Annotated in this window: 14 protein-coding genes; 12 read left to right on the top strand and 2 right to left on the bottom strand. The window is 69.2% G+C overall.

The window, feature by feature from the left end:
• The first annotated feature begins 75 nt into the window (after window positions 1-75).
• Window positions 76-1,863, top strand: a complete 1,788-nt coding sequence (locus ACT9F5_RS00835; protein ID WP_445118068.1) for a sulfatase-like hydrolase/transferase — start codon at window positions 76-78, stop codon at window positions 1,861-1,863.
• Here the strand turns inward: ACT9F5_RS00835 and galE are convergent.
• Window positions 1,794-2,888, bottom strand: a complete 1,095-nt coding sequence (gene galE, locus ACT9F5_RS00830; RefSeq protein WP_445118067.1) for a UDP-glucose 4-epimerase GalE — start codon at window positions 2,886-2,888, stop codon at window positions 1,794-1,796. The genes ACT9F5_RS00835 and galE overlap by 70 nt on opposite strands.
• 169 nt (window positions 2,889-3,057) lie before the next feature.
• Here galE and ACT9F5_RS00825 point away from each other — a divergent pair, with 169 nt between their 5' ends.
• From ACT9F5_RS00825 to ACT9F5_RS00775, 11 genes are read left to right on the top strand one after another with little or no spacing between them, the layout of a single operon-like run.
• Complete coding sequence (locus ACT9F5_RS00825) at window positions 3,058-3,678, top strand: XrtA/PEP-CTERM system exopolysaccharide export protein (RefSeq protein WP_445118066.1); 621 nt, start codon at window positions 3,058-3,060, stop codon at window positions 3,676-3,678.
• On the top strand, window positions 3,675-5,255 hold the full coding sequence (locus ACT9F5_RS00820) for an XrtA system polysaccharide chain length determinant (RefSeq protein ID WP_445118065.1): 1,581 nt from the start codon (window positions 3,675-3,677) through the stop codon (window positions 5,253-5,255). The genes ACT9F5_RS00825 and ACT9F5_RS00820 overlap by 4 nt, the downstream gene beginning before the upstream one ends.
• A gap of 11 nt (window positions 5,256-5,266) precedes the next feature.
• Window positions 5,267-5,995, top strand: coding sequence for a polysaccharide biosynthesis protein (locus ACT9F5_RS00815; RefSeq protein ID WP_445118064.1), 729 nt, complete (start codon window positions 5,267-5,269; stop codon window positions 5,993-5,995).
• A 4-nt stretch (window positions 5,996-5,999) separates the two neighbouring features.
• The gene (locus tag ACT9F5_RS00810) at window positions 6,000-7,349 is read left to right on the top strand and encodes an outer membrane beta-barrel protein (protein WP_445118063.1); all 1,350 of its coding nucleotides are present in this window, start codon (window positions 6,000-6,002) and stop codon (window positions 7,347-7,349) included.
• On the top strand, window positions 7,324-8,520 hold the full coding sequence (locus ACT9F5_RS00805) for a glycosyltransferase (RefSeq protein ID WP_445118062.1): 1,197 nt from the start codon (window positions 7,324-7,326) through the stop codon (window positions 8,518-8,520). The genes ACT9F5_RS00810 and ACT9F5_RS00805 overlap by 26 nt, the downstream gene beginning before the upstream one ends.
• Window positions 8,517-9,662, top strand: a complete 1,146-nt coding sequence (locus ACT9F5_RS00800; protein WP_445118061.1) for a glycosyltransferase — start codon at window positions 8,517-8,519, stop codon at window positions 9,660-9,662. The genes ACT9F5_RS00805 and ACT9F5_RS00800 overlap by 4 nt, the downstream gene beginning before the upstream one ends.
• Window positions 9,649-11,025 (top strand): O-antigen ligase family protein, encoded by a 1,377-nt coding sequence (locus ACT9F5_RS00795; protein ID WP_445118060.1) that lies wholly within the window; start codon window positions 9,649-9,651, stop codon window positions 11,023-11,025. Before ACT9F5_RS00800 ends, ACT9F5_RS00795 begins: the two co-directional genes overlap by 14 nt.
• The gene (locus ACT9F5_RS00790; protein ID WP_445118059.1) at window positions 11,022-12,056 is read left to right on the top strand and encodes a polysaccharide deacetylase family protein; all 1,035 of its coding nucleotides are present in this window, start codon (window positions 11,022-11,024) and stop codon (window positions 12,054-12,056) included. Before ACT9F5_RS00795 ends, ACT9F5_RS00790 begins: the two co-directional genes overlap by 4 nt.
• Window positions 12,053-12,820 (top strand): polysaccharide deacetylase family protein, encoded by a 768-nt coding sequence (locus tag ACT9F5_RS00785; protein WP_445118058.1) that lies wholly within the window; start codon window positions 12,053-12,055, stop codon window positions 12,818-12,820. Before ACT9F5_RS00790 ends, ACT9F5_RS00785 begins: the two co-directional genes overlap by 4 nt.
• The gene (locus ACT9F5_RS00780; protein WP_445118057.1) at window positions 12,817-13,965 is read left to right on the top strand and encodes a glycosyltransferase; all 1,149 of its coding nucleotides are present in this window, start codon (window positions 12,817-12,819) and stop codon (window positions 13,963-13,965) included. Before ACT9F5_RS00785 ends, ACT9F5_RS00780 begins: the two co-directional genes overlap by 4 nt.
• Window positions 13,965-15,203 carry a glycosyltransferase gene (locus ACT9F5_RS00775; protein WP_445118056.1) on the top strand — a complete coding sequence of 413 codons (1,239 nt, stop codon included), beginning with the start codon at window positions 13,965-13,967 and terminating at the stop codon, window positions 15,201-15,203. The genes ACT9F5_RS00780 and ACT9F5_RS00775 overlap by 1 nt, the downstream gene beginning before the upstream one ends.
• Here the strand turns inward: ACT9F5_RS00775 and ACT9F5_RS00770 are convergent.
• Window positions 15,137-15,904: an ElyC/SanA/YdcF family protein gene (locus ACT9F5_RS00770; RefSeq protein WP_445118055.1), complete on the bottom strand. Its 768-nt coding sequence runs from the start codon at window positions 15,902-15,904 to the stop codon at window positions 15,137-15,139. The two genes, ACT9F5_RS00775 and ACT9F5_RS00770, sit on opposite strands and share 67 nt — an antisense overlap.
• Between the last annotated feature and the right edge of the window lie 123 nt (window positions 15,905-16,027).

Below are 16,027 nucleotides of genomic sequence, written 5' to 3'. Positions count from 1 at the left end.
CCGGCCCACGCGGGACCGATCGCACCGGCAAGCCGCGTTGTACCCGGTGACGCGCGCGCTCATCCAGAGGCGATCGTGGAATCCACGCGAGGGACGACGGCCAACGTCGCATTGCCCGCCATCAAGGCGCTCCTGCTGGGGGCGTTCATGCTGGGCATCAATCCGCTGCTGCGCGAACGCATCGCGGACATCGGCCTGCAGCCGGCGTTGCTGGTGTTCCTGGCGATATGGGTGCTGGCCGGCATGGCATTGCTGGCGCTCGCGTTCCTTGCCCGACCGCTGGCAAGGGTTTGCTGGAGCGTACTGATTTTCTGCGCAGGCACCGCGCACCTCGCCCACGTGGGAATCACCGGACGAGCCCTCGGGCTGCTGGATTTCGAGCAGTTGCTCGGCCTGGTCGGGTTTGCCGGGAACCTGGCCGGGTTCCATGCCGCCCCGATCCTTTCCGCGCTGGCGTGGTCGCTGCTCGGCGTGGTCGCGATCAACATGCCCCCGTTCCTGCTGCAGGACCGACCAGCGCACGGTTGGCGGAAATGGATGGGGTACGCGCCGGGACTGTTGCAGTGCGTGCCGGTGCTGGCCATCGCCGCCATCGTGCACGTCCGTGGCGGGGAAGGCTCCAACGGGATGCCCGGGCAGTACACCGCCCCGGCGTTCTCCGTTGTCCTGGCCGCCGAACAGGCCACTGCCCAGGGGCCGGAACCACGTCGCCCGGTGACGCTGGTACCCGAGGGGCTGGCATCGCCGCTCCGACATATCGCGGTGGTCATCGACGAGAGCGTGCACGGCCGGTTCCTTGACCTCAATTCCGACGACGGCGTGGATACCGGGCTGCAATCCGCCGCCGGCGTGGTGTCGAACTTCGGCATCGCCTCCTCGATCGCCAACTGCTCGACCACCTCGAACGCCAGCATGCGGTTCGGGGTCGGCCGCGACGACTACCTGCGCGACCTCCAGGTCCAGCCGTCGATCTGGCAGTACGCCCGGCGCGCCGGCTACCGCACGGTCTACATCGATGCCCAACGCCACGGCGGACGGCTGCAGAACCTGATGACGCCGGAGGAAACAAGGGACATCGACGCCTTCGTGCAACTGGATCGCACGACCCCGATCGCGCAGCGCGACGTGCGGGCCGGCCGGCGGTTGCGCGAGGCACTGTCGCGCGCCGAACCCAGCTTCATCCTGGTCAACAAGATGGGCTGCCACTTCCCCTACGAGGGCAAGTATCCGGCCGGGCAGGCACGCTATTCACCGACGATGGCACGCACCTATTTCGGCAACGAGGGCGACCCGGATATCGCGCTGGCCACGATCGGCGGCGACCGCCAGCGCATGCTTAACAGCTATCGCAACTGCCTGGACTGGAACACCCGGCGGTTCTTCGACGAGGTACTGCCATCGCTGCCGCTGGACGATGTCCTGATCGTCTACACCGCCGACCACGGGCAGAATTTCCACGAGGAAGGCGAGCCACGTCGGCAGACCCATTGCACCATCGGCCCGGCCGACGCGGACGAGGGGACGGTGCCGCTGGCCACCATCACCGGGCACCCCGGGCTGGCGCGGCGGCTCGGGGAGGCCGCGAGGCGCAACCACGACAAGGCCAGCCTGTTCAACCTGCACCCCACCCTGCTGTGGCTGATGGGGTTCCCGCGCGACCAGCTCACGCCCGCCCGGGGTTTCGAGCCCGACCTGCTGTCGACCCTCGATGCGGAGGGACAGCGGTTCCTGTCGACCTATTTCGTCCGGTTCGGCCGGGCGCCGGTGTGGAACAGCATTGGTCCGGATGGGTCTCAGCCCCCCCGCAGTACCGCGTCGGCGCCCGCGGTCACCGGCGGACGCGCGGACGCGGCCACCCGCTGACCCGGGCGCGTCCGCGACAGGTAGCCATCCGGGTTGAGCGACTGCCAGTGCCACGCGTCGCGGCACATCGCATCCAGCCCGAGTTCGGCCTTCCAGCCCAGCACGCGTGCCGCCAGCGACGGGTCCGCATACACCTCGGCCACGTCACCGGGACGACGGTGGACGATCTCGTGCGGGATCTGACGCCCCGAGGCGTATTCGAAGGCGCGCAGCAACTCCAGCACGCTGATGCCACGCCCGGTACCCAGGTTGACCGTCAGCGGGCGCCCGGTGTCCATCAGGTACTCGAGTGCGTCGACGTGCGCGCGTGCCAGGTCGACCACGTGGATGTAGTCGCGCACGCCGGTGCCGTCGATCGTCGGATAGTCGCCGCCGAATACCCGCAGGCACGCGCGGCGCCCGGCCGCGACCTGGCAGACGTACGGCATCAGGTTGTTCGGGATGCCGCCGGGGTCCTCGCCGATCAGCCCCGAAGGATGGGCACCGACCGGGTTGAAGTAGCGCAGGTTGGCCACCGCGAATGCCGGATCGAACCGGCACAGGTCGTCGACCAGCTGCTCGTTGACCAGCTTGGTCCGGCCATACGGATTGGTCACGTCCAGCCGCGCGTCCTCGCGCACCGGCACCGCTTCCGGCGTGCCGTACACGGTGGCCGACGAGCTGAACACGAGCCGGCGCACGCCAGCCGCCGACATCGCCTGCAGCAGGCTGACGGTGCCGCAGATGTTGTTGTCGAAATACTCCAGCGGACGCTCGCAGGATTCACCGACCGCCTTGAGCGCGGCAAAATGGATCACCGCGTCGAACCGGGTCGACGCGAACAGTTCCGCCAGCGCGGCGCGGTCACGGATGTCCAGGCAACGACAGTCGACCGCGGACCCGGTCAGCAGCGCCAGCCGCGGCAGCACGCCACGGCAGCTGTTGGCGAAGTTGTCCACGATCGACACCCGGTGCCCGCGTGCCGCCAGCGCGACGCAGGCATGCGCACCAATGAAACCGGCGCCGCCGGTTACCAGCACATGCATGGCCACCCCCTTCGTGCTTGATCCCGATCGATACCAACGGCGATCCGGCCAGTAACCGGCAGCCGGCCGCGGGACCGCACGACGAAGCCATGGCGGAATCGCGCGCCGCCGTGGCCGGCACGGTGGCCCCGCTTCGTTTCCCCCTACAGACATCCGGGGACCACCTGCCATGAACGCCGTCCACACCCTCCTCGCCGCCGGGTTCTGCATGCTGCTCGCAGCCTGCTCGACCACCGGGAGCACCACCGCGGTTCCACCGCCCGTCGAGGGCACCATGCCGACCGAATACCTGATCGGCGTCGACGACATCGTCCAGGTTTCGGTCTGGCGCCAGCCGGAACTTGGCATCACCGTCCCGGTGCGCCCGGACGGCATGATCTCCGCCCCGCTGGTCGGTGACGTGCGTGCCGGCGGGCTGACCCCGGAGGCCGTGGCCAAGGACATCGAGGAGAAGCTCTCGGTCTATGTGCGCGACCCTCAGGTCTCGGTGATGCTCACCGACCTGCGCAGCCATGAGTACCTGTCGCGGGTACGGGTGACCGGCGCGGTCAAGCAACCGATCTCTATCCCCTACCGCCAGGGCATGACCGTGCTCGACGCCGTGCTCGCGGCCGGCGGCGTCACCGAGTTCGCGGCGCCCGCGCGCTCCGACCTGTACCGCAAGGCCGGCGAAAACGGCACCCAGAGCTTCACCGTCCGGCTCGACCTGATCCTCAACCAGGGAGACCTCTCGACCAACTTCGACGTGGCGCCGGGCGACGTGATCACCGTTCCGGAGCGCGTGATGTGAGCAATACCAACCTTGCACTGGAGTGGTCGTCGCCGGAACCCGAATCCCCGCTGGCCACGCTCGTCCCGCCCCTGCTGAAGGAAGGGCGCCGGCGGATTGCGATGCTGGCCAGCATCTTCGCCGCCATCGCCCTGCTGGCGCTGGCCGCGGGCATGCTCCTGCCGAAGCGCTACACCTCGAACACCAGCATCCTGGTCGAGGACAGCAACATCATCCGGCCGCTGCTCGAGGGCCGCGCGGTTCCCACCGGCGTGTCCAACCGCGCCAGCATCGCGCGCCAGGTCGCCTACAGCCGCAAGGTCATGGACGAGATCCTCAAGACCGGCGGCTGGTGGCAGGACGGCATGGCGCCCGCGGCGAAGGAGCGCCTGATCGAGGAGATCACCGGCCGCACCGGAGTCACCAACCCGCGCGAAAACCTCATCCAGATCTCCTACACCGACCGCGACCCGCAACGCGCCTATGAAGTCACCCGGCGCTTCGCCGAACTGGTGATGGCCGAAAGCCTGGCCGCCAAGGAGCGCGAGGGCCGCGACGCGTACGCGTTCATCGACACCCAGGTCCAGCGCTACCACCAGAAGCTGGTGGAGGCCGAGTCCAACCTGGAACACTACCGCCAGGCCAACCCGGACGCGCGGCCGGGCGTGGACGTAAACGTCGCCGCCCGGCTCAACGAGCTGCAGCGCCAGGTCGACAATTCCCGCATGGAACTGGGCGACCTGCGTTCCAAGGAAGCCGTGCTGCAGACCCAGTTGTCGGGGGAAAGCGAGATCTCGCTGGCCTCGACCCAGTCGTCGCAGATCCTCGCCCGCATGGCGGAACTGGAGGCCGAGCGCAGCCGGTTGATGATGAGCTACACCGAGCTGCACCCGGACGTGGTGCGCGTCAACCACCAGATGGAAGACCTGCGTCGCCAGCTCGAGCGCGCCGACGCGATGGCGGCCACCGGATCGTCCGCCACCGGCTCCTCGCTGGGTGGCATCACGACCTTCAACCCGCTATATGCCGAGCTCAAGAGCAACCTGGCGCAGGTGCGCACCAACATCGCCGCGGTGCAGTCCCGACTGGCGTCGGCGGAGGCGTTGCAAGGCCGGGAAAGCGCGCGCCGCAGCCGCATTGCCTCGTCGGAGAGCCGCCTGGCGGAGCTCTCGCGCGACTACGAGGTCAACCGCGACCTGTACCAGGACCTGCTCAAGCGCCGCGAGAACGCGCGCCTGTCGATGAGCCTGGATGCCGAGCAAAGCGGCCTCACCTTCCGTATCCAGGAACCCGCCCGGGTTCCGGCACGCGGCAACGGCTTGCGCCTGATGCACGTCGCGGTGGCGGGACTGGGCGCGGCCGTCCTCGCGCCGTTGATGCTGTTGCTGCTGTACGTGAAGTTCGATCCCAGGGTGCGGTCGCCGCAGCAGATCGAGCACAAGGCGTCGCTACCCGTGCTCGGCACGGTGCCGCGCTGCCTCACCGTCCGCGAGCGCAGCCGCGACCGCCGTACCTACGCGATCGCCACCGCACTGTTCGCCATCGTTCCAATCGCCTACGCCGCGGCACTGGTGGCACGGCTGGTGCAGACCCCATGAACGACTACCACATGCCCGTCCTGCCCACCGACGACCAGCAGCCCGAGGCCGCCAGCCGCCATGAGATCGTGCGCCGCAAGGGCACGTCGTCGCTGACCCCGGTGCAACTGGAGGCGCGCTCGCTGATCCAGCGCGACGCGGTGGCACGCCCCGAGGTCGACGCGTTCCGTGAACTGCGCACCAAGCTGCTCGCGATGGGCGATGGCAACTCGATCACGCTGGTGGTGCCGGTCAGCGAAGGCAGCGGTGGCAGCTTCGTATCGCGCAACCTCGCCGCCGCGTTGGCGTTCGAGGAATCGCGAAGCGCGTTGCTGATCGACTGCGACCTGCGCAGCCCGTCGCAACACGCCACGCTGCAGGTCGCCCCGGACCACGGCGGGCTGATCGACTATCTCGACCAGCCCGCCAAGGATCTCGCGGAGGTCATCTACGACACCGGCATGGCGGGGCTGCAGCTGCTGCCCGCGGGAGCGGACCCGGCGGTCGGCGGCGAATACTTCTCGTCGTTCCGCATGCGGCTGTTGCTGGACACGTTGCGCAGCCACGACCCGGACCGCCGCATCGTGCTCGACGGGCCGCCGGTCCGCGGCACGCCCGATGCGCGGATCCTCGCCGACCTCGCCGACATCGTGGTGCTGGTCGCCGGCTACGGCCGCGACACGCCCTCGGCCATCGCCCAGGCTGCCGCGAGCTTCGCCCCGGAGAAATTCGCCGGCGTCGTGTTCAACGAAGGCGTCTGAAGCCATGCCCGCCAACAACCACACCCGCACGGACGCCTGGCCCCGGCGCAACTGGCTGTTCATCGCGCTGATGCTGGCGCTGCCGACCAGCGCCGCGGCCGTCGAGTTCGACTACGCGATCGGCGCCGGGCTGATGTACACCGACAACGTCAACCACGGCGACTCCGACCCCATCGAGGACAAGATCGCCAGCGTGCGGCTCGACTTCGCGCTGCAGGAACGCAGCCGGCACGTCGACCTGTCGGTGCGCGGCGACGTCGAACACTTCAACTACATCGACAACGTCTACGACGACGAGGTCCGCGGCCAGCTGGCGGCAAACTTCGACTGGATCATCAGCCCGGACCGGTTGAAGTTCGTTGTCGAGGACAGCCTGGGCTACGAGCCGGTCGACTTCCGCAGCAACAACGCGCCCGAGAACCTGCAACAGGTCAACGTCTTCGCCACCGGCCCGACCCTGATGACGCGGCTTGGGCGGAACAACCATGCCCAGTTCGACCTGCGCTACATCAACACCAGCGCCGAGCAGACCGAAAGCTTCAACAGCGACCGCTACAGCGCCGCCGCCCGCGTGTTCCGCGACCTCGATTCGTCGCAGCGGGCGTCGCTGAACGCGGAGTTCCTGCGGGTCGAGTTCGACCAACCCGAGCTGTATACCGAGTACGACCGCCGCGACCTCTACTTCGCCCACGACCTCACCCTGAACCGCACCAGCCTGCATATCGAGGCGGGGTATACCTGGCTCGACCTGGCCACCTACAGCGCCACCTACGACGCGCCCCGGGTCCGCGCAACGGCGACATGGCAGGTGACTCCGCGTTCGCGCCTGCGCGGCGACATGGCCTATCAGTTCTCGGAGGCCGCGCAGGACCTGGTGCGTCGCGTCAACGAGGACATCGGCCCGGTCGATGTGCCGCCGCCGGCGGTCCCGACACCGGTCCCGGACGGGCCCTCCGGCATCGCCCATCCGGACGTCTACCGCGAGCATCGCCTGGACCTGGGCTACGAGTATGTCGGCGATCGGCTCACCGTCGGGGTCTCGCCCTACTACTCGCGCAACGATTACCTGAACACCCCGATCGAGAACCGCGACGACCGCGGCGTGGCGCTCGACCTCGGCTACCGGCTGACCCCGATGGTGGAGCTGTCGGTCTCGGCCTGGGCGAGCACGAGCAAGTTCGACAGCTTCGAGCGCAAGGACCGCGACATGGCCGTCCGGGTCGGCGTCATCGCGCAATTGAGCCGCCACTGGAGCGCGCAGGTCGAGGTCCGGCACCTGGATCGCGACAGCACGGCGAACGAAGGAAGCTATGTCGAGAACTACGCACTTGTCAGCATTGCCTACCGCCGCTGAGCTGGCGGGCATCGCGCCTGCCCATGGACGCCACGTCCGCCTGCTGTTGCTGACCGACACGCCGGTGCTGGCGGCGGGGGGCAGCGAACGGTTCCTGCGCAACCTGATCGCGGGGCTTCCCGCCGACGGCTACGAAATCACCGTGGTGCAGTTGAACGCACAGCTGGGCGAAGGCATCGAACGCGCACCGGTGTTCGCACGGCCGAACGTGAAGGTCCAGGTCATCCCGGTGGATGCCGTCTACGGGCGTCGTGGCTTGCGGGCGCTGTGGGCCCTGCGGCGGCGCCTGCGTGACGAGCCGTTCGACATCGTCCAGTCGCACCACGAGAAGGCGGACCTGTTGAACGCGCTTCTGCCGCGCCGTCCGGGTCGCCTGCACGTGTCCAACCGGCGCGACCTGGGGTTCAAGAAGAGTCGCAAGCTGCGCCAGGCGTTCCGGCTGGTGAACCATCGTTTCGACGCGGTCGTCGCACCCGCCCTCGAGATCCTCGTCGCCCTGGCCGGGGGGGAAGGCGTGGATCGACAACGCACGGTGTGGATCCCCAATGGCGTCGACACCGGTCAGTTCCGTCCGCCTTCCCCCGCGGAACGGCTGCGGGCGCGTTCCGAACTGGGACTGGGTGCATCCGACCTGGTGCTGGGATGCGCGGCGCGGCTGGTGCCGGTCAAGCGCCATGTCGACCTGGTGGCCGCCTTCGCCGTCCTGCACGCGCAACGGTCCGAGGCACGGCTTCTGCTGGTCGGCGACGGACCGTTGAGGGACGACATCAGGCGCCAGGCCGAAGCCCTCGGCATCGCCGACGCGGTACTGCTGGCAGGCAACCGCGAGGACATCGATGCGGTGCTGCCCGCGCTCGACATCGCGGTGCTGGCGTCGTCATCGGAGGGCATGTCCAACGCGTTGCTGGAGGCGATGGCCTGCGGCCTGCCGATCATCGCCACCACCGTGGGAGCCAATGGCCAACTGGTGCAGCACGGCGAGAACGGCCTGCTGTGCCCGCCGTGCGAACCGGATGTGCTTGCCCAAGCGATGCTCGAGCTGGCCGAGGCGCCGGTCCGGCGGCGCGCGATGGGGAACGCGTCGCGCGCACGGGTCCAGGCGGACCATTCGGTGGAAACGATGATCAACGCCTACGAGCGGATGTACCAGCGGCTGCTGGAGCCCGCATGAGCGCGCCCGCAACCCTGTCGACATTGCAACTGCGCTCGAGCGCGGGGCTGTATGGCGCCGACCGCATGGTGCTGACGCTGGCCCAGGCCCTGTGCCGGCGGCAGGTCGCGAGCCGCCTGTTGAGCATCAACAACTACCGCATGCGCGAACAGCCGTTGCACGATGCCGCCCGCGCCCGTGGCCAGGACGCGGTGCTGCTGCCGTGCAACGGCCGCTTCGACCCCCGCACCATCCGCGCCCTGGCCTCGCAGTTGCGACCTGGCGGCGGCCAGGTGCTGCACGCCCACGACTACAAGAGCGCCTTCTACGCCTGGCTGGCAACCCGCCACCAGCCGCGGCCGATGGTGGCGACCCTGCACGGCTGGGTCGGTGGCACGACATCCATGCGCCTATACAACCGGGTGGAACTGGCCGTGCTGCGCCGGTTCGATGCGCTGGTGGTGGTGGCCGCGGAGCAGGCCGAACGGCTGCACCGCGCGGGCATCCCGCGCCAGCGGATCCACCCGGTCGACAACGCCATCGAACTCCCGGTGCAGGCCAGCGATGCCGACGTGGCCCGCCGACGGCATGAGCTGGGGCTCGACGGGGCCGGGTTCGTGTTCGGCGCGGTGGCGCGCCTGTCGCCGGAAAAGAACCTGGGCCAGTTGATCGAAGCCTTCCGGCCGATCGTGCACGCCCGGCCGGATGCCCACCTGCTCATCGTGGGCGACGGTCCCGCCCGCGGGGAACTGGATGCGCTCTGCCGGCAGTGGTCACTGACCGGGCGAGTGCGTTTCGCGGGCAATCGCGACGACATGCACGCGATCTACCCGCTGATCGATTGCGTGGTGCTGCCGTCGCTCAGCGAGGGCATGCCGCTGGTGGTGCTTGAAGCCATGTCGCGTGGCATGCCGGTGGTGGCCAGCGCGGTCGGGGATGTCCCGCGACTACTGCGACACGCAAGCCACGCCCGGCTGGTGCCGCCCGGCGACGGTGCGGCGCTCACGCGCGCGATGGACGCCGCCTTCGCGGTGCGTGGCCGGCACGACGCGGCGGCGAAGGCATACGTGTTGGCCCACCACTCGCCATCGGTCATGGCCGACAACTACACCACCCTCTACCAGCAGTTGTTGCGGGACGAGCATGGCCGTGCGGCCGCCTGACCCGGCCGCGGCCAAGCCCGGCCCCCGGTTCCCGCTGGCCGCGCGGGTGCTGCGCTCACCGGTCGCGCTGCAGCCGGCCCGGCGCGGCGACCAGCCGGCCCATGCGCCCACCATGCCGGCGACCGCGGCGACCGCCCCGCGACGGCTCACGCTCGGCTCGCCCAAGCTGTGGCCGCTGTACCTCTTCGTGTTCCTGCTGCCGCTGCAGAACCTGCAGACCGGCCACATGCCCAACCTGGGTGGCGGCCTCAACTTCCTCAACGTCATGTTCATGCTGGCGCTGGCCGGTTGCCTGCTGGCCCGCGGGCGACTGGCGCCGCACGAACCGGTGAACGCCTGGGTGTTCGTCTATGCGGCGTACATGGTGGTGTCGCTGTTCATCGGCTACCAGTACGTCAGCGGTACCGAGGCCCACATGAACACCCTCAAGGACCACCTGCTGGGCGTGTTCGTGGTCTACCTGGTGCAGATGGGAGTGTCCGACTGGGCCGGGGTCCGGCGGATCGTGATCGCCACCGTGCTGCCGCTGCCCTACATCCTCAAGGTCGTCTGGGCGCAGCACAACAGCGTCTCCAGTTGGGGCTACGACGACGACATGCGCATCAGCGGCACCTTCTCGCTGCTGGGCGCCAACGAGTTCGCGGCGTTCTGCACCACCACCGCGGTGAGCCTGTTCGCATTGCTGCTGGCCACCCGGCTTTCCAAAGCCTGGAAGCTGGCCCTCGTGGCCGGCGTCGGCTGCATGGTGCTGGGCGTGTTGTACGCGTACTCGCGCACCGCCTACGTCAGCCTGATCCTTGGGCTGGTGACGGTGATCCTGGCCTGGCGCGGGCGCTGGAAAATGATGCTGCCGCTGCTGCTGGCGGTCGCCGTGGTGCCCGGGCTGTTGCCGTATTCGGTGGTGGAGCGTTTCGAGAGCACCACCGTGGAAGCCGAGGAGCGCGACGAGAGTACCGACATGCGCTTCGTCTACTGGGGCATCGCGATCGAGACCTTCGGCCGGCATCCGGTGGTGGGCACCGGATTCCATACCTTCCACCACTCCGAGATCAATCCGTACAACAAGGACACCCACAACCTCTACCTGCGGACCCTGAGCGAGGGCGGCATCATCGGCGGGGTGATCCTGCTGGGGCTGTTGCTGTCGCTGTTGCACGCCGGCCTGCGCTCGATGGCCAGGGCCCCCACCGGCAGTTGGCACTACGCGCTCGCGCTCGGACTGGTCGGGACATGGACGGCGCTGATCTGCAGCAACCTGTTCGGCGACCGGTTCACCTACTACCCGGTGGTCGCCTACTTCTGGGCCTACGTCGCGCTGGTACTCAAGGCGCGCCACCTGCCACCCGAGGGCACCGCGCGATGAACGCGAACGCATCGCGCTGGCTGCGCTACATGATTGCCGTCGCCAGCCATTACGGCGGCCCGGACCTGCTGTACCGCTGGATCACCGGCGCCGGCCTGGTGGTGCTGATGCTGCACCGGGTCCGCGACGAGCCCGATCCATTCCCGCTCAGCATCTCGCGCTCCAGCCTGGAACAGCTGCTTGCCTGGCTGCACGAGCGCGACGCGCTGACCAGCCTGGATGACGGCCTGCACGCGTTGCGCCGCGGCAGCGACGGCGGCCCGGTGCGCTACGCGATCACCCTCGACGACGGCTACCACGACAACCTGCACCTGTTGTCGCGCAAGCTGCGGAACATGCCCGCGGTGATCTACGTCGCCACCAGCCATGTCGGCAGGGATCCCATCTGGGCCTACCGGCTGGTGCATGCGGTGCGATCGCGGCGACGCGACCAGCTCGACCTCGCCGAACTCGGCCTTGGCTGGTTCGACCTGTCCGACCCGGGCGAGCGCGACCGGTTGTTCGCCGTGTTGCCGCCGCGACTGAAGCGCTTCCCGGCCTGGCAGGTGGACAGCTGGGTGGACGCCATCGGCGATCGACTCGAGGCGCGGCCGGGTCCGGTCATCCCGGAAATGCTCGACTGGGACGAGGTGCGCCAGCTGCATTCGCGCGGCATACAGATTGGCGGCCACACCCACCACCACGCAATGCTGAGCCGCCTGGACGATGCCGCCGCCGAGGTGGAGATCACCACGTCGCAACGCGCGATCGCCGGCGAGGTCGGCGTACCGCCACGCCACTTCGCGTATCCCAACGGCGGCCATGGCGACTTCGGCCCGAGGGACGTCGACCTGGTCCGGCGCGCGGGCTTCATGACCGCCGTGACCACCATCGAAGGCATCAACCGGTCCGATGCCGATCCCTATCGGCTGCGTCGCTTCAACGTCCATGAAACGCGCTTCCACGGGCCTTTCGGGAAACTCTCCAAGGCCCTGTTCTTCAGCGAGACCAGCGGCATGCTCGGCTGGGTCCGCGGACTGCGCGCGGCATGAGCGCGCTTCCGATCCTGATGTACCACGGGCTGCACGCCAGCCCCCGGTCGCCCGGCCGGTTCGATGCCGTCTACAGCGTCGATCCCGTCCAGTTCGGCCAGCAGCTGGACTGGTTGCGCGACAACGGTTACCAGAGCGTATTGCTGGACGAGTTGCGCGAAGGCCCGGCCGTGCCGGCGCGGCAGGTCGTGATCAGCTTCGACGACGGGGACACCAGCAACGTCGAGGTCGCGTTGCCGATGCTGCTGGAACGCGGCATGCGCGCGGAGTTCTTCGTCACCACCGACTTCATCGGCCAGCCCGGCATGCTCTCGGGTGCCGGCGTCAGGACACTCGTCGAGGCGGGCATGGGGCTCGGGTCGCACGGCCGCAGCCATGCCTTCCTCGAGGATCTTCCCGACCACCGGATGTTCAGCGAACTGCGCGACAGCCGGCAGCGGCTCCAGGCGATCGGGGGACGCAGCGTTTCCGCGCTGGCGCTGCCGGGTGGCCGCGGCGGCGAACGCGAGCGCCACGCCGCACAGGCATTGGGCTACCGACACCTGCTCGGTTCGGTACCGGGAGTCAACCGGCCGGCTGGCGTCGACGGATGGCTGCAGCGCATCCCGGTGACGCGTGGCCTGGACCTGGCCGACTTCGCGGCGCGGGTGGCGTGGCGCGGGCTGGCGCCGCGGCTGATGCAGGCCCGCCACCACGCCCTGAAACTGCCCAAGCGGGTACTCGGCAATGCCGGCTACGAACGGCTGCGGGAGCGGCTGCTGTGAGCGCGCCGATGCTGTTCTGGTGCTGCGTCGGCCTGGTCGCCTACGCCTATGCCGGCTATCCCCTGCTCGCTGCGGCGCTCGCGCGGATGCGCGGCACGCAACCCCGTGTCGCGCCGGCCGGCGGATCGGAGTACCCACCAATAACCGTCGTCGTCGCGGCGCACGACGAACAACGCACCATTGCGGCACGGGTGCGCAACCTGCTTGTCCAGGACTATCCCGCCGACCGGCTGCGGGTGCTGGTGGTCAGCGATGGCAGCCGCGACAACACAGTGGCGGCGGCGGACGTGGGCGACCCGCGCGCGAGCGTGCTCACCTTGCCCCGGAACGTCGGCAAGGCCGCCGCGCTCAACGCCGCACTCGCCTGCATCGATACCCCGCTGGTGGCCTTCGCCGACGCGCGCCAGGTGTTCGCGGACGATGCGCTGCGCCACCTCGTCGCACCGTTCGCCGACCCGGCCATCGGGCTCGTCAGCGGCGAGCTGGTGATCCAGGCCCGCGACGGCACGGCCGATGCCGACGGCGTCGGTCTCTACTGGCGCATGGAAAAACGCCTGCGCTGCGACGAGGCACGGCTCGGCTGGCTGCACGGCGCCACCGGCGCGATCCACGCCATGCGCCGCGAACTGTTCGCCCCGATCCCGCCCGGCACCGTGCTCGATGACATGTGGATGCCGCTGCAGGTCCTGCTCGCCGGCCGCCGCGTGTGGATGGAGCGACGGGCCATCGCGATCGACCGTGCCAGCGCCGACAGCGGGGAGGAGTTCCGCCGCAAGCTGCGCACGCTGGCCGGCAACTGGCAATTGCTCGCACGCCTGCCGGTGTTGCTTGATCCGTGGCGCAACCCGGTGTTCTTCGCCTGGTTCTCGCACAAGTTCCTGCGGCTGATGGTGCCGTGGGCATTGCTGGCCGCGCTGCTGGCCTCCGCGGTGGCGGCCACCGGATCGCCGTTGTACCGGCTGCTCCTCGTCGCGCAATTGCTGGCGTACGCCGGTGCCGGCGCCGGGTTGCTGTTGCCGCGGCTGGCCGCGCGGGTGCCACTGCTTTCCACCGCAGGCAGCTTCGTGATGCTCAACCTCGCCGCGTTGCTGTCGCTGCCGGCGTCGCTGGCGTGGAATCCCGCGCGGTTGTGGAGGAAGCACTGATGGCGCGCATCCTCGTCCTGGCCAGCCGCCTGCCGTTCCCGCCGCGCGAGGGCCATCAGTTGCGGACGTGGCACCTGATCGACGCACTGGCGCGCCGGCACGAAGTCACCCTGCTTGGATTCCTGCGCGAGGACGACGACCCGTCCGCCGCGGGTCCGCTGCGTCGCCGGCTGCACGACCTGCACCTGTTCCCGATCCCCGCCGCGCAATCACGTGTCGCGCTGGCCCGGGCGCTGTTGCGCGGAACCCTGGGACGCCGGCCGTTCCTCGCCGAGAAATACTCGTCTGCCGCGTTTCGCACGAAGTTGCGCGAACTGGCCGCGCACGTCGACCTGGTGCATTTCGACATGTTGCCGCTGATGGCCCATGTCGATTGCGTCCCGCCCGGCATTCCCGTCGTGCTCAACGCGCACAACGTGGAGCATCAACTCTTGGCCGCACGCGCCGAAATCGAACCCGGACGCGCGGCCGGCGCCTTCCTGTCCGGACAGTTGGCGAAGCTGCGTGCGTTCGAGGCCGCCGCCTGCGCGCGCGCCGACCAGGTGCTGGCCTGTTCCGACACCGACGCCGATGCGTTGCGCGCATTGGCCACGGATACGCCGATGGAGGTCATCGCCAACGGCGTGGACATCGATGCCAACCGGCCGGCGACGTCGCTCGCGGGCGGGCGGCAACTGGTCTTCGTCGGCCAGATGGGCTGGTTCCCCAACCGCGACGGGGTCGACTGGTTCCTGCGCGATGTTTTCCCGCGGATCCTGCAGGTGCGGCCGGACGTGGAGTTCGTGTTGGTCGGCAAGACCGCGGGGCTGGAGGTTCCGGCGCCGATGCGGCCGCACGTGCGCCTGGCCGGCTTCGTTCCCGACCTGCGGCCGCTGGTGCACGAGGCGGCGGTGTATGTCGTGCCGTTGCGTGCCGGCAGCGGCACCCGGCTGAAGGTGCTGGAGGCGATGGCGCTGGGCAAGGCCATCGTCACCACCACGATCGGCAGCGAGGGCATCGCGCTGCGCGACGGGGAGAGCGCCGTGTTCGCCGACGGCCCGCAGGCGTTCGCCGATGCGGTACTGGCGCTGCTGGACGCACCCGCCCGCGCCGCGCGACTGGGCCGCGCGGCGCGGATGCTGGCCGAGCAGGACTACGGCTGGAGCGCGATCGGCCAGCGCCTGCTGGATTGCTACGACCGGCTGCTGCCGGCCCCGGACGATGATGCCCGGCCGTTGCGCCAGGCCCTGAACCGGTAGGCCCAACCGCCCACCAACTCGTACACCGCGGTTTCGCTCTTGAAGATGGCGGAGGACTGCGGAACCAGCGCGCCCAGGCTCTCCGGCGGCAGGTATGCCGAATCGCTGGAATGCACACAGGGGTCGAAACCCGCCGCACGGAACGCCGTCACCGCCCTCGGCAGGTGCACCGCCGAACTGACCAGCCGGATATCCGCCGGCAGGGTCCCGCGCAACGCCATCGCGCTCTCCCAGGTGGTGTTCGAAGTCCGCTCGACCCGGATATCCGCCGGCGCGACATCCCAGTCCCGCGCCAGGCCGGCGAGTACATCGCTCTCCTTCACCGCGAACGGCCCACCGCCGGCAATGACCAGTTCGCCGCCACCGCCCTGCCAGAGATCCACCGCCCCGCGCAGCCGCACCCAGCTGTCGAGCGTCAACTCCGCATAGTCGCTGGCTGTCCTCGGCGCGCCCTCCAGCCCGCCCGACAACAGCACGATCGGCGTTGCATCGGAGCTCGCGCACGACTCTGTCTTCGCCACCCCCGACTCGACCAGCCGGATCAACTGGTTGGCGCCCAACGGCGTGCACGACAACAGCACAAGCCCCCCAAGCACCATGCCCGCCACCCGCCAGCGCGCGCGCAGCCGCGGCCACGACGCCAACAGCAGCAACGCCAGCAGCAATCCCCAGGTCAATGGCGACAGCAGGTAATAGATCACGCGCCCGCTCCTCTGCCTAAAGAACGCAAACGATGCCGCTTGGCCCGCAGGCGGCCGCTGCGAGCCGCGCGGCGCGTAGTCAGAAGGTTGAACAGTGCGTATCCCCGACGCCATGGAGTCCCT

Source organism: Lysobacter sp. F6437 (assembly GCF_052547215.1).
This window is presented reverse-complemented; position numbering and strand designations above follow the sequence as displayed.